The sequence below is a fragment of the Amycolatopsis sacchari genome, from assembly GCF_900114035.1.
Classification (GTDB): domain Bacteria; phylum Actinomycetota; class Actinomycetes; order Mycobacteriales; family Pseudonocardiaceae; genus Amycolatopsis_E; species Amycolatopsis_E sacchari.
Map to the genome: position 1 here is coordinate 94,452 of NZ_FORP01000007.1, position 13,236 is coordinate 107,687.

14 protein-coding genes are annotated in these 13,236 nt (G+C 72.4%); 11 read left to right on the top strand and 3 right to left on the bottom strand.

Annotation, left to right across the window (positions count from 1 at the left end):
• Nucleotides 1-25: 25 nt before the first annotated feature.
• Genes BMZ92_RS14245 through BMZ92_RS14285 form a run of 9 tightly spaced genes read left to right on the top strand, consistent with a single transcriptional unit; the run spans nt 26 to nt 8,208 of the window.
• Nucleotides 26-1,285, top strand: a complete 1,260-nt coding sequence (locus BMZ92_RS14245; protein WP_091507273.1) for an MFS transporter — start codon at nt 26-28, stop codon at nt 1,283-1,285.
• Nucleotides 1,282-1,983, top strand: coding sequence for an alpha/beta fold hydrolase (locus tag BMZ92_RS14250; protein WP_091507274.1), 702 nt, complete (start codon nt 1,282-1,284; stop codon nt 1,981-1,983). The genes BMZ92_RS14245 and BMZ92_RS14250 overlap by 4 nt, the downstream gene beginning before the upstream one ends.
• Complete coding sequence (locus BMZ92_RS14255; RefSeq protein ID WP_091507277.1) at nt 1,980-2,726, top strand: SDR family NAD(P)-dependent oxidoreductase; 747 nt, start codon at nt 1,980-1,982, stop codon at nt 2,724-2,726. The genes BMZ92_RS14250 and BMZ92_RS14255 overlap by 4 nt, the downstream gene beginning before the upstream one ends.
• Nucleotides 2,727-2,749: 23 nt before the next feature.
• Nucleotides 2,750-3,337, top strand: coding sequence for a nuclear transport factor 2 family protein (locus BMZ92_RS14260; RefSeq protein WP_091507280.1), 588 nt, complete (start codon nt 2,750-2,752; stop codon nt 3,335-3,337).
• Complete coding sequence (locus BMZ92_RS14265; RefSeq protein WP_091507283.1) at nt 3,325-4,164, top strand: sugar phosphate isomerase/epimerase family protein; 840 nt, start codon at nt 3,325-3,327, stop codon at nt 4,162-4,164. The genes BMZ92_RS14260 and BMZ92_RS14265 overlap by 13 nt, the downstream gene beginning before the upstream one ends.
• Nucleotides 4,161-5,030 carry an intradiol ring-cleavage dioxygenase gene (locus BMZ92_RS14270; RefSeq protein ID WP_091507285.1) on the top strand — a complete coding sequence of 290 codons (870 nt, stop codon included), beginning with the start codon at nt 4,161-4,163 and terminating at the stop codon, nt 5,028-5,030. Before BMZ92_RS14265 ends, BMZ92_RS14270 begins: the two co-directional genes overlap by 4 nt.
• Complete coding sequence (locus BMZ92_RS14275; RefSeq protein WP_091507287.1) at nt 5,027-6,088, top strand: maleylacetate reductase; 1,062 nt, start codon at nt 5,027-5,029, stop codon at nt 6,086-6,088. The genes BMZ92_RS14270 and BMZ92_RS14275 overlap by 4 nt, the downstream gene beginning before the upstream one ends.
• A gap of 18 nt (nt 6,089-6,106) precedes the next feature.
• Nucleotides 6,107-7,453 carry an MFS transporter gene (locus tag BMZ92_RS14280; RefSeq protein WP_091507289.1) on the top strand — a complete coding sequence of 449 codons (1,347 nt, stop codon included), beginning with the start codon at nt 6,107-6,109 and terminating at the stop codon, nt 7,451-7,453.
• A gap of 14 nt (nt 7,454-7,467) precedes the next feature.
• A complete protein-coding gene (locus BMZ92_RS14285; protein ID WP_091507292.1) occupies nt 7,468-8,208 on the top strand; it encodes an SDR family NAD(P)-dependent oxidoreductase in 741 nt (246 codons plus the stop codon).
• Here the strand turns inward: BMZ92_RS14285 and BMZ92_RS14290 are convergent.
• Together BMZ92_RS14290 and BMZ92_RS14295 are read right to left on the bottom strand one after the other, a co-directional pair.
• Nucleotides 8,195-9,064 carry an alpha/beta fold hydrolase gene (locus tag BMZ92_RS14290; protein ID WP_091507294.1) on the bottom strand — a complete coding sequence of 290 codons (870 nt, stop codon included), beginning with the start codon at nt 9,062-9,064 and terminating at the stop codon, nt 8,195-8,197. The two genes, BMZ92_RS14285 and BMZ92_RS14290, sit on opposite strands and share 14 nt — an antisense overlap.
• A gap of 51 nt (nt 9,065-9,115) precedes the next feature.
• The gene (locus BMZ92_RS14295) at nt 9,116-10,066 is read right to left on the bottom strand and encodes a LysR family transcriptional regulator (protein WP_091507762.1); all 951 of its coding nucleotides are present in this window, start codon (nt 10,064-10,066) and stop codon (nt 9,116-9,118) included.
• A gap of 120 nt (nt 10,067-10,186) precedes the next feature.
• Here BMZ92_RS14295 and BMZ92_RS14300 point away from each other — a divergent pair, with 120 nt between their 5' ends.
• Nucleotides 10,187-11,056: an alpha/beta hydrolase gene (locus BMZ92_RS14300; RefSeq protein ID WP_091507297.1), complete on the top strand. Its 870-nt coding sequence runs from the start codon at nt 10,187-10,189 to the stop codon at nt 11,054-11,056.
• A complete protein-coding gene (locus BMZ92_RS14305) occupies nt 11,053-12,450 on the top strand; it encodes an MFS transporter (protein ID WP_091507300.1) in 1,398 nt (465 codons plus the stop codon). The genes BMZ92_RS14300 and BMZ92_RS14305 overlap by 4 nt, the downstream gene beginning before the upstream one ends.
• Here the strand turns inward: BMZ92_RS14305 and BMZ92_RS14310 are convergent.
• Entirely contained in the window at nt 12,404-13,234 is an 831-nt protein-coding gene (locus BMZ92_RS14310) for a helix-turn-helix transcriptional regulator (protein WP_091507302.1), read from the bottom strand. The two genes, BMZ92_RS14305 and BMZ92_RS14310, sit on opposite strands and share 47 nt — an antisense overlap.
• Nucleotides 13,235-13,236: the final 2 nt, after the last annotated feature.

Sequence of the window (13,236 nt, forward strand, 5' to 3'; positions counted from 1 at the left end):
AAACTGCCACTGGGCGGGAAAGCCGGTGAGCGGGTTCTGGGCCCGGCAGGGCATCGTCCCTCACCTCCGCTGGGGGTTCGTGGCGCTCACCCTGTTCATGATCGGTGACGGGATCGAATCCGGGTTCCTCTCGCCGTACCTGGCCGAGCACGGTTTCGGCGCCGGGCAGACGTCGCTGCTGTGGAGCGTCTACGGGTTCGTCGTCGCGGTCGCGGCGTGGCTGTCGGGCGCGCTCGCGGAGGCCTTCGGACCTCGCCACGTGATGCTCGCGGGGTTCGCGATCTGGGTCGTCTTCGAGGTCGCGTTCCTCGTCGCGCTCGCACAGGGGAACTTCACGGTCATGCTGCTCGCGTTCGGCGTCCGCGGCCTCGGTTACCCGTTGTTCTCCTACGGTTTCCTCGTCTGGGTCGCGACCGACACGCCGGAAGCCGCGCTGGGCAAGGCGGTCGGCTGGTACTGGTTCTTCTTCGTGCTCGGGCTCGGGGTGGTCAGCTCCTACTACGCGGGCGCGGTCCTCCCGGTGCTCGGGGAGTTCGGGACACTGGCCTCGTCGCTGGCGTTCATCGGAGTCGGCGGGCTCCTGCTGCTGTTCCTCGTGAAGGCCCGCAGGCCCGCCCCGGCCGGGCTGCGCAGCAGTCTGCGCTCCGTCCTCGGCGCGTTCACGATCGTCGTGGAACGGCCGAAGATCGGGCTCGCCGGCATCGTCCGGGTGATCAACACCCTGGGGTTCTACGCGTTCGTCGTGTTCCTGAGCACGTTCATGGTCCGGGACGTCGGGCTGTCCACGCCGCAGTGGCAGACGGCCTGGGGCACGCTGACGTTGACCAACATCCTCGCCAACGTGGTGTTCGGCTACGTCGCCGACCGCATCGGCCGGGTCCGCACCGTCGCGTGGTTCGGCGGGCTGCTGTGCGCGCTGAGCGTGCCCGCCTTCTACTACGTCCCGCAGCTGGCGGGCCCGAACTTCTGGGCGATCCTCCTGGTGGCGGTCGTCTACGGCGCCGGGCTGTCGGGTTTCGTCCCGCTGTCGGCGATCGCGCCCGCACTGGCGCCACACCGCGTCGGCGCGGCCATCGCGATCCTCAACCTCGGCGCGGGGGTGAGCCAGTTCCTGGGCCCGGTCTCGGCCGGGCTCGTCGGGCCCCTGGGCGTGGCCGGCACGCTGTGGCTCATCGCCGGGCTCTACGTCGTCGGCATCGTCCTCACCCACTGCCTGCGGGAACGACGTGCCACAGAGGATCACTCCACATCGGACAAGACTCTGACCGGAAGGACGGCAGCATGACCACCTTCGTCCTCGTGCACGGGATGTGGCACGGCGGCTGGGCCTGGGAGCGCGTCGCGTCGCTGCTGGAAGCGGACGGCCACCCGTGCGTGGCGGTCACGTTGCCCGGCAAGGACCGCGCCCCGGGTGACCCGACGTTCCGCGGGCACTGCGACCACCTCACGGGTGTCCTCACCGGGATCGACGGTGACGTCGTCCTCGTCGGGCACTCGTATTCCGGGGCGCTGCTCACCGAGGTCGGTGCCGCGCCGAACGTACGCGCGATGGTCTACGTGAGCGCGTTCTGCCTCGAACCCGGGGAGTCGGTCGCGTCCGTCAACGACGCCGAAGCCGGTTCCGAGGCCGGGAAGGACGACATCCGCCAGGTCGGCGACTACCTGGTGATCGACCCGGACACCGCGCGCAACGCCTTCTACCACGACTGCGCGCCGGAGGACGCGGCTTACGCCGTCGAACGCCTCACGCCCGAGCACGCCGGCACACGGGTGGCGGTGGTCTCGCGGGCGGCGTGGCGGACCGTTCCCTCGCATTTCGTCGTGTGCACGCTGGACCGCGCCTGTACACCCGAGGTCCAGCGGATGATGGCGGCGAGGACGCACTCGTGGAGCGAACTGGAGGCGAGCCACTCGCCGATGCTGTCCATGCCCGACGCGGTGGCCCGCACGATCGTCAAGTTCGCCGGGGAGCACGTCGCATGAACGCCCCCGTCGCGATCGTGACCGGCGGGGCCGGAGCACTGGGCAAGGCGATCGCCTCCGTCCTGCTCGGCGACGGTTTCCGGGTCGCACTGCTGGACCGGCAAGGGACGGAGCACGCCGCGGCGGCGCTGGGCGGCGAGGCCCTGCCCGTCCAAGCCGACGTGACCGACGACGAGTCGGTGCGGGCCGCGGTCGAGCAGGTGAACCGGACGTGGGGCCGGGTCGACGCGCTCGTCAACAACGCAGGCATCGAGCCCGCGCACTCGCTGGCGGACGTGGCGCCGGACACCTGGCGCGCGACGCTGGAGGTCAACCTGACCGGGCCCGCGCTGATGATCAAGCACTGCGTGCCGTGCTGGCGGCGGCAGGGCGGCGGGCGCGTCGTTTCGATCGGCTCCCGGGTGTGGCTCGGCGGCGGCTGGACACCGGCGTACTCCGCGTCGAAAGCCGGCCTCGTCGGGCTGACGCGGGCCGCGTGCCAAGAACTCGGGCCGCTCGGGGTCACGGTCAACATCGTCGCGCCGAGCTTCATGCGCACCCCGTTCAACACGCAGAAGGCCGGCGACGGGCTCCTGGCGGAGCACGCCGGGCGGTTCGCCGCCGCCTCGCCGCTGGGCAGGCTGGTGGAACCGGCGGACGTGGCGAACGCCGTGGCGTTCCTCGTCTCCGACCGGGCCGCGGCCATCACCGGCGAGGTGCTGCACGTGGCCGCGGGCACCCAGCTCGCCCCGGCCGTCCATTGAGTACAGTGAGGAGATTTACCAAGGTGGGGAACAACTTCGAGGACAGGCTCGCCGTGCGCGAGCTGGTCGAGAACTGGGCGGTGTGGCGTGACGCCGGGGACTGGGAGCGGTTCGCCACCGTGTGGCACCCCGAGGGCTGGATGAGCGCGACGTGGTTTCACGGCCCGGCGGCGGAGTTCATCGCCGCCAGCAAGGCGGGGTTCGAGCGCGGCGTGAGCATCCTGCACTTCCTGGGCGGGCACACCGCGGACATCGAGGGCGACCGGGCCGTCGCCCAGACGAAGATGACGATCAGCCAGCGCGCCGCGGTCGACGGCGTCGAGGTCGATGTCGTGTGCACCGGCCGGTTCTACGACTTCTGCGCCCGGCACGAGGGGCGGTGGAAGATCGTGCGCAGGCAGCCGATCTACGAGAAGGACCGGCTCGACCCCGTCGATCCGGCCGCCGAACTGGTGCTCGACCAGGAGCTGCTGAACCGGTTCCCCGTCGGGTACCGGCACCTGGGCTACGTGCAGACCAAGGCCGGGTTCACGGTCAGGACCGGGCTGCCCGGTCTGACCGGTGAGGCGGTCGAGCGGCTTTACGACGAGGGTGCGAAATGGCTGGTGTGACGGAGAAGTTCCTCAACTGCAGCGCGAACACCCTGCGTGCGGCCGATCTGCCGACGCGGGTTTCGGCGGCGGCCTCGGCCGGATTCGCCGGGATCGGGCTGCGCGTGCGCGACTACCTCGAAGCGGACATGGCCGACGAGGAGATCCGCGACCTGCTGGACCGGCACGGGCTGCGGGTGCTCGAGTTCGAGCACAACTGGGACTGGGCCCTCGGCGTGGATCCCACGGAGGAGGCCATGCTGCGCTTCGCCGGGCGGATCGGGGTGCGCCACCTCAACGTCCCGATGTTCGCCGAGCACCCGCTGTCCGATCTCGTCGAGCCGTTCGGGGCGCTGTGTGACCGCGCGGCGGAGCACGGCGTGCTGGTGGGGTTCGAATTCCTGCCCTACAGCCACGTGCGCACGATCGGCGAGGTGTGGGAGGTGGTCACGGCGGCGGGCCGCCCCAATGCCGGGATCACGCTGGACCTGTGGCACTGGTTCCGCTCCGGCGCCCGTGTCGAGGACCTGGCCGGTATCCCCGCTTCGGCGATCACCACGGTGCAGCTGTGCGACGTGCGTGCCGAACCCGGGCCCGACCTGACCGAGGAGGCGCGGCACCGCCGCCTGCTCCCCGGGCGGGGTGCCGGGAACACGCGGGAAGTGCTGACCGCACTGCGGGAGCACGGGGTCCGCGCGCCGGTGTCGGTCGAGGTGTTCTCCGACGACCTGGACGCGCTCCCACCGGCCGAAGCGGCGCGGCTCGCGTTCGACGCGGGCGCCGAGGTCCTCGACGCCACCGGTCTGCCCGCCCCGTCCTGGACCACGAACCTGGAGGGTGCCCGGTGACCGGCTTCTCCGAGGAGAACTCGGCGCAGGTCGTCGCCGAGAGCTTCGCCGCCACCCCCGATCCACGGCTGAAGCAGGTGTTGACGAGCCTCGTCGAGCACCTGCACGCGTTCGTCAAGGACGTCGAGCCCAGCGAAGCGGAATGGCAGCAGGCGATCGACTTCCTCACCGCCACCGGGCACAAGTGCGACGACACGCGGCAGGAGTTCGTCCTGCTCTCCGACGTGCTCGGCGTGTCGATGCTGGTCGACGCGATCAACAACCGGAAGTCCCCCGCCGCCACGGACACCACCGTGCTCGGCCCGTTCCACCTGGTCGACTCCCCGCCGCGGGAGCTGGGCGCGAACATCTCCCTGGACCACAACGGCGAACCGTGCGTGTTCGCCGGGCAGGTCCGCTCCTCCGACGGGACGCCGCTGCCTGGGGCACGCGTCGACGTGTGGCAGGCCAACGGGGCCGGGTACTACGACGTCCAGCAGCCCGGGGTCCAGCCCGAGCGCAACCTGCGGGGGTTGTTCACCACGGACGAGCACGGCCGGTTCTGGTTGCGGACCGTCGTGCCGCGCTACTACCCCATTCCCGACGACGGCCCGGTCGGCCGCCTGCTCGCCGCGACCCGGCGGCACCCGAACCGGCCGGCGCACATCCACGTCATCGCCGAAGCCGCCGGGCACGCCCCGCTGACCACCCACGTGTTCGTCGAAGGCAGCCCGTACCTGGACTCCGACACGGTGTTCGGGGTGAAGGAGTCGCTGATCCGGCCGGTCACGACCGTCGACGACCCCGGACGCGCGCGGCACTACGGGACCGCGAACCCGTTCCGGCTCATCGAGTTCGACGTGGTCCTGGACAGGGTGGCGTCGTGAGCCTCGACTTCGTCCACGAAACCCGGCCCGGCCGGGTCGTCTTCGCGGTCGGCGCGCGGCACCGGCTGCCCGAGGAGGTCGATCGCCTCGGCCTGCGCCGCCTGCTCGTCGTGTCCACCCCGGAACAGGCCGCGCTCGCCGCCGAGCTGACCGCCCCGCTCGGGGGCCGGGTCGCCGAACCCCACCCGCACGCCACCATGCACGTGCCGGTCGCGGTCGCGGAGCGGGCCGTCGCGCGTGCCCGGGAAGCCGGTGCCGACGGCTGCCTCGCCGTGGGCGGGGGCTCGGCGATCGGGCTGGCGAAGGCGGTCGCGAAGGAGACCGGGCTGCCGATCGTCGCGGTGCCCACGACGTACGCCGGGTCCGAGATGACGCCGATCTGGGGCCTGACCGGCGCCGACCGCAAGACCACCGGCCGTGATCCGCGCGTGCTTCCGTCCACAGTGGTCTACGACCCCGAGCTGACCGTGACGCTCCCGCCCGGGCTGTCGGTCACCAGCGGGATGAACGCCCTCGCGCACTCCGCCGAGGCGCTCTACGCGCCCGACTGTTCGCCGGTCACGGCGCTCGCCGCGGCGGATTCGGTGCGGGCCCTCGCCGCCGCCCTGCCGCGCGTGGCCGCCGATCCCGGTGACCTGGAGGCCCGCTCGGACGCCCTCTACGGGGCGTGGCTCGCGGGCACCGCGCTGGGCTCGACGACGATGTCCCTGCACCACAAGCTCTGCCACATCCTCGGCGGCACCTTCGACCTCCCGCACGCCCAGACCCACACCGCGGTACTCCCCCACGTCCTCGCCCTCAACCTGCCCGCCGCGCCCCGGGCGCGGGCCGCGCTGGAGCACGCGCTGGGCACGGAGAACCCCGCCGCACACCTGTTCCGGCTCGCACGGGACCTGGGCGCGGAGATGTCGCTCAAGGCAATGGGCATGCCGGAGGACGGCGTGGAAACCGTTGTCACGCAAGCGTTCGCCGCACCCTACGCCAACCCGCGCCCGGTCACCCGAACCGATCTGCGGCGTCTGCTCGGCGACGCACTCGCCGGGACCGCACCCGCCTGACTGTCCAACGGAGGACACATGCCCACTCTCGACCTGCGCACCGTCATCGACCGGCACGGCGTCGGCGGCCTGCAACGCCGGGTCCTGCTGCTGTGCCTGGGAGTCACGACCCTCGACGGGATCGACGTCGCGATGGTCAGCTACCTCGGGCCTTCGCTCATCGCGGACTGGCACATCGGCAAGGCCCAGCTCGGGCCCGTCGTCACCAGCGGGCTCCTCGGCCTGGCGCTCGGTTCCCTGATCGCGGGGCCGCTGGCCGACCGGCTCGGCCGCCGCAAGGTCATCCTCGCCTCGCTCGTCTTCTTCGGGCTGATGAGCGCGGCGACCGCGCTGAGCACAAACATCCTGTGGTTCTCGGTCCTGCGCGTGCTCACGGGGTTCGGCCTCGGCGCCGCGCTGCCCAACGCCACAACGCTCGTGTCCGAATACGCCCCTTCCCGGCGGCGCAGCCACCTGATGGCGCTGACCTACTGCGGGATGACGCTGGGCGGGGCGGTCGCCGGGTACCTCACCAGCCTGTTCGTGCAGGTCGCGAGCTGGCACTGGGCACTGGTCGCGGGCGGGGTCCTCCCGCTCGCCTACGCCGTCGTCGTCGCCGCGGCCCTGCCCGAGTCACCGAAGTTCCTCGCCCGCCGGCCCGGACGCCAGGCGGAACTGGTCGCGCTGATGAACCGCGTGGTGCCCGAGCGGTTCGGCGCGGACACCCGGTTCTCGCTCGACGAACCCGCCGTCGCCGCGCGCGTCCCGGTCGCCGGGCTGGTCACGCGCCGGTTCCGGCTCGGCACCCTCACCATCTGGACCGGGTTCGTGTGCGCGTTCTTCATCGTGTACCTGATGAACAGCTGGCTGCCCATCCTGATGACCGACGTCGGTTTCTCGCTGACCGCCGCCGCGACGATGGGCCTGCTGCTGCAGGCGGGCGGCACGCTCGGGAACCTGGGCATCGGCTGGCTGATGGACCGCTTCGGGCTGCACCGCACCGTAGCCGTCGCGATGAGCTGCGCCGCCGTGATGCTCGTCCTCGTCGCACTCGCGCCCGCCCACGTGCTGGTCCTCGGCATCCTGATCTTCGTGCTGGGCATGTTCACCAACACCGTCGGCACGGCCTTCCCGATCCTGTCCGCCGCCTTCTACCCCACGTCCATCCGCGCCACGGGGACCAGCTGGGCCACCGGTATCGCGCGCTTCGGCGCCATCGGCGGCGCGGCCGCCGGCACGGTGCTCGTCGCCGCCGGACTGCACTACCGGCAGGTCTTCCTCGCCCTGCTCGTGCCCGCCGCGATCTGCGTCGTGGCGGTGGCGGTCAAGGGCAGGCACACGTCCACAATGGAGCGAGCCGCGGAACGCGCGCCCGTGATCCGGTGAAAGGAACCACATCCATGCGACTGCACGACAAGATCGCCCTCATCACCGGCGCCGCCGGTGGCATGGGCCGCGCCACGGCCGAGGCCTTCGCCCGCGAGGGCGCGACGGTGTTCATCGCCGACATCCTCGACGACGAGGGCACCACCACGGCCAAGGAGATCGGTGCCGCGGGCTACCTGCACCTCGACGTCACCGACGAGACGTCGTGGACGGCCGCGATCGAGGAGGTCACGAAACGGTCCGGGCGGCTCGACGTGCTGGTCAACAACGCGGGCATCAGCGGCACCTTCGACCCCGACCTCACCAGCACGGAGTTCTTCGACCGGCTCATGCTGGTCAACGCGCGTGGCGTGTTCCTCGGCATCAAGCACGGCACCGCCGCCATGGCCCGCACCGGTGGCGGCTCGATCGTCAACCTCTCGTCCATCTCCGCCTCGATCGGTCAGCCCGGCGTGCACCTCGGCTACGGCGCGTCCAAGGCCGCCGTGAGGTCCATGACGCGCACCGCCGCCGTGCACTACGCCGACGCCGGGATCCGGGTCAACGCCGTCGCCCCCGGCATGCTTCCGCCGATGCGCACCTCCCGCGGCTCGGCGGACCCGGTGTGGCGGGCGGAGCAGATCGACGGCGTGCCGATGAAGCGGGCCGGGGAGGTGCGCGAGGTCGCCGACGCCGTGTTGTTCCTGGCCAGCGACGAAGCCTCTTATGTGACGGGCGTGGAGCTCCTCGTCGACGGCGGCCTCACAGCTGCTTGAGGAACGCCTCGACGGCTTCGAGGGTTTCGCGAGGCGCTTCCTCGGGGACGTAGTGCCCGCCGGGTACGGCACGCCCCGACACCGCCGCGGGATCGGCGTGGTGCTCCTGCCAGATCCGCACTACGTCGCTCCCGGCGAGACCGCCTTCGGCGCCCCACAGCACCAGCAGCGGTGCCCGCACCCGCACCCCGCGCGCGTGATCGGCCTCGTCGCGTTCGAGGTCGACCGTGAAACCGGTGCGGTAGTCCTCAAAGGACGCCCGCAGGTGCGCGGGATCGCTGAAGGCGGTGACGTAGTGCTGGAAGGTCTCCTCGTCGACGGCCCCGGATTCCCGTACCCGCGCGAAGAAGTGCCCCAGGTACGCCTCGACGTTGCCCGACACCAGCCGCTGGGCCAGATCGGGATCGCGGTGGAAGAACCAGTGCCACATCGCGCTCGCCGAGTCGCGGTCGAACGAGTTCATCACCACCCGGGTCGGCAGGATGTCGAGCAGCACGAGCGCGTCCACTTCGGACGGACGGTCGAGCGCCCAGCGGTGTGCCACCCGGGCCCCGCGGTCGTGCCCGACCACCGTGGCGGAGGTGAACCCCAGGTGCCGGATCAGCCCGCCCAGGTCGGCGGCGGTGGCGCGCTTGTCGTACGCGCCCGACCGCGCCAGCCCCGAAGCGCCGTACCCGCGTAGGTCCGGGACGACGACGGTGCGCCCCTCGCTCAGCGGGCCGGCGAGGTGGCGCCAGCACTCGCCGGTCTGCGGCCAGCCGTGCAGCAGGACGACGAGCTCCGGCCCGTCACCGGCGACGCGGTAGGCCAGCTCGACGTCGTCGAGGCGCACCGATTCGAGCGGTTGGCGAGGCATGGTTCTCCCTTGTGGTGTAGGCGGTTTCCGTGACCACAGTGGACCGGCGGCTCAGGACGCGCCAAGGGCCGGTTGCCGCTCAGTGGCAGCCGGGTGCCGGGCGAGCAGGGCGTCGAGGCGGCTGCCGACCTCCGCGCAGTTCTCCCGCACCACGGACAGGAACGCCGCGAGCACCGGCGAGGAATCGGCCGCCCGGAACGACATCCGCAGGTCCGGCAACCGGAAACGGGGCGTGACGTCGCAGAACCGGACGTCCTCGCGGGCGATCAGCCGCATCCGGGACGGGCCGAGCCCGACCCCGGCGCAGCACGCGGCGAGACCCGCGATCGTGTGCACGTCACGGGCCTTCGCGGCCGCGTCGAGCACGGACGGATCCGCGCCGAACAACGGCCTGAGGTACGAACTCGCCGCCTCCGGGCTGACGATGAGCGGCTCGTGCGCGAGCTGGTCGACGGAGACCGCCGGGCGCCCGGCGAAGGGGTGCACCACGGACACCACGGCCACCAGGTGGTCCGCCCCGATCGGCACGCTCACCAGGTCCTCGGCACCGGCACCTCGCGGGCCGCCCCGCCCGACTGCCACGTCCAGCTCGCCCGCGAGCAGTGCGGCGTCGGCGTTGTCCAGTTCCTGCAAGGAAAGCCGGACCTCCGGGCGGCTCCGGCGGAACTTCCCCAGCACGCCGGGCAGCGGGTCGAGGAGCGAGGAACCGATGAACCCGATGCGCAGGCGCCCGGTCTCCCCGCGTGCCGCCCGGGCGGCGTCGACGCGCGCGAGGTCCATCTCCGCGAGTGCCGCGCGTGCCCTGGCGAGGAAGGCGTCGCCCGCCGCCGTCGGGAACACGCCGCGTGGCGTGCGGTCGAACAACCGCTCGCCGACCTCGCGCTCGAGCGCGGCGATCTGGGTCGACAGCGGCGGCTGGGCGATCCCGAGCGACGCCGCGGCGCGGCCGAAGTGCTGGTGCTCGGCGAGGGCGAGCGCGTAGCGCAGATGACGGGCCTCCACGCGGACCACGATACGTGTGGGATATCGCGAGAGCCATGGTGAGATATGCCGGTGGATGACGGCCGGGCCGTCCGGTGAGCTGGAGGAGTCGTTGACCAGCTCTACCGGAAGGAAATTCCCGTGCACCGTCCGTCCTCGTCCGAGACCGTCGTGCTGCTCGTCCACGGCGCCTGGCACTCCTCCGTGCACTGGGCGCCGACGCAGCGCGCACTGGCGCGTCACGGCCTCGCGAGCGTGGCGATCGACCTGCCGGGCAGCGGGCTCGGCGCACCGCTGCCCCGCGGGTTCCACCTGCCGGGCCAGCCCGGCCTCGACGGCGAGAAGTCCGCGCTGCACGACGTCACGATGGGGCAGCTGACCGAGGTGGTGCTCGACGCGCTCGCCGAGGCCCGCACCCGGTACCGCCACGTCGTCCTCGTCGGGCACAGCGCCGGTGGCGGCCCGTGCTCGGCCGCCGCGGAACAGGCCCCGGAACTGCTCGACCACCTCGTGTACCTGTCCGCGTTCGTCCCGGCGGGCCGCCCGCGGTTCGCCGACTACATCGCCGCCGAGGAGAACGCGGACGCCGTCCGGATCCCGATGCTGGGCGATCCCGCCGAGCTGGGTGCCTTCCGGATCAACCCGCTCTCCCCCGACCCGGCCGAGATCGGCCTGCTGCGCCGCGCCTTCCTCAACGACCTGCCGGCGGACGCCCCGGACTCGTGGCGCCAGTTCCTCCACCCCGACCACCCGTACGCGAGCTTCAGCACCCCGGTACCGGTTTCGCCGGGGCGCTGGGGCAGCGTCGACCGCACCTTCATCCGGCTGACCGACGACCAGTCGCTGCCACCCGCCACCCAGGACCTGATGATCGCCGAGGCCGACGCCGTCGCGCCGGAGCGGCCGTTCCACGTGCACTCCCTGCCCGGCGGCCACTCGCCGTTCGTGACGCGGCCCGCGGAGCTGGCGAAGGTGCTCGCCGCGACCGCACTGCGGCGGACGTCCCGATGACGGTCCCGGGCCCGCCGGGGCGGCTCCTGCTGCCGATCGTCCTGTCGGGCACGTTCGTGCAGCTGTTCAGCGTGACGGTCATGCAGGTGGCCGTGCTCGACGTGCAGCGCGATCTCGGCGCGGGCGCCGGTGCGGGCCAGCTCGTGCTCGCCGGGTACACCCTCACCTACGCCTGCTCGCTGCTCGTCTCGGCACGGCTGGGCGACCGCTACGGCTACCGCCGGATGTTCGTCGCCGGCATGGCGTTGTTCACCGCGGCCTCACTCGGCGCGGCCGCGGCGCCGGACGCCACCGTGCTCGTCGCGGGCCGCCTGCTGCAGGGTTTCGGCAGCGGGCTGATGGCACCGCAGATCCTCTCGCTCATCCAGTCGGCGCTGCCCGCGCACCGCAGGCCCGCCGCGCTGAGCGCCTACGGGGCCACGATGGCGGCGGCCTCGCTCGCGGGACCGGTGCTCGGCGGCGTGCTGATCCAGCTCGACCCGCTGGGCCTGGGCTGGCGCGCCGCGATGCTGCTGACGGTGCCCGTGGGGATCGCCGCGATCGTGTTGTCGCCGTCGCTCCCGTCCGTCCACTCAGGACACGAAGGGCAGCGCGTCGACCCGGTGGGTGCCGGGCTGAGCCTGCTGGGCTTGGCACTGCTAGTACTGCCGCTGACGGCGGGGCGAGACGCGGGCTGGCCACTGTGGACCTGGCTCAGCCTCGGGTCGGCCGTGGTGCTGCTCGCGGCTTTCGTGGTGTCCCAGCGCAGGGTGGCGGCTCCGCTCGTGCACCCGGCCACGCTCACCGAACCGGCGACGCGCTGGGGGCTGGCCGTCGTCCTGGTGTTCAACGCCGGGGTGCCCTCGTTCACGCTGCTGCTGTCCACGCACCTGCAGGGCGCGCTCGGCTGGAGTCCACTTCGGACCGGACTGGCCATCACGCCGTACGCCGTGGGCGCGCTGGCGGGCAGCGCGGTCGTGCGTGTCGCGGGCCGCCGGTTCGGCCCGTGGACGCTGGCCGCGTCCGCCGTCGCGATGGGGCTCGTCTCCGTGGCGGTCGCGGCGGTGCTGGGCGGCGGGGGTGCCGGGTGGCCGCTGTGGCTCGCGCTGTTCACCGGCGGCGCCGCTTTCGGGGTGTTCACCGCGTCGGCGTTCACGCAGGTCCTCGCCAGGGTCCGGGCGGAGGCGGCAACTTCGGTCTCGGGCCTGCTCCCCACGGCACAACAGCTGGGCGGGACACTGGGTGTCACGTTCGCGGGCATCGCCTACTCGGCGCCCGCCGCCGCGGACGCGCTGTGGCACGCGATGACCTACGAAGCCGTGGCGTTCGCGCTGGCCGCCGTCTGCGCGGGTGGTCTCGCAGGGCGCTTCACGCCTGTTGACGCGTGCCGGCCGCCAGCGAGCCGAGCAGCCTGAGCGCGTCGGCGCTCGGCGAGCCCGGTTCGGCGTGGTAGACGACCAGTTCCTGGCCGGGGCTCGACCGGACGTCGAACGTCTGCATGGTCAGGGTCAGCGGGCCGACGCCGTCGTGCTGCAAGCGCTTCCGCTCCAGCGACTTGCCGCGCGCGTCGTGCCGGGCCCACAGCTCGGTGAACTCCCGGCTCTGCGCCAGCAGCTCACCCAGCACCTGGCGCAGCCGGGGGTCGCCGGGCGCCTCGCCGTAGCCGAGCCGGAAACCGGCCACCGAGTTCCGCGCGACCTCCTCCCAGTCCCGGTAGAACACGCGGGCCCGCGGATCGGTGAACACGACGTGCATCAGGTTGTGCGAATGGGACCAGGCCCCGAACAACGCGTCGGCGATCGCGTTGGACGCCAGCACGTCGTACGCCCGGTTGTAGACCAACGCCGGGTTGTCCGGCCACGCCGACATCAGCTGCAGCAGGCTCGGGTCGACGTGGTTGCTCACCCCGGCGGCCCGGGGGCGGGGGCTGAGCCCCGCCACGCGGAACAGGTGCGCCCTGCCGTCGTCGTCGAGGCGCAGCGCGGCGGCCAGCGCGTCCACCACCTGGGCCGACGGGGTGCGTTCGCGGCCCTGCTCCAGACGGACGTAGTAGTCCACGCTCACGCCGGTCAGCATCGCCACCTCTTCGCGGCGCAGGCCGGGGACGCGGCGCCTGCCGGTGGTGGGCAGGTTCACGTCCTCGGGACCGAGCTGGGCGCGGCGGGCGCTGAGGTAGGCACCCAGTTCCGTTTGAGCCATAT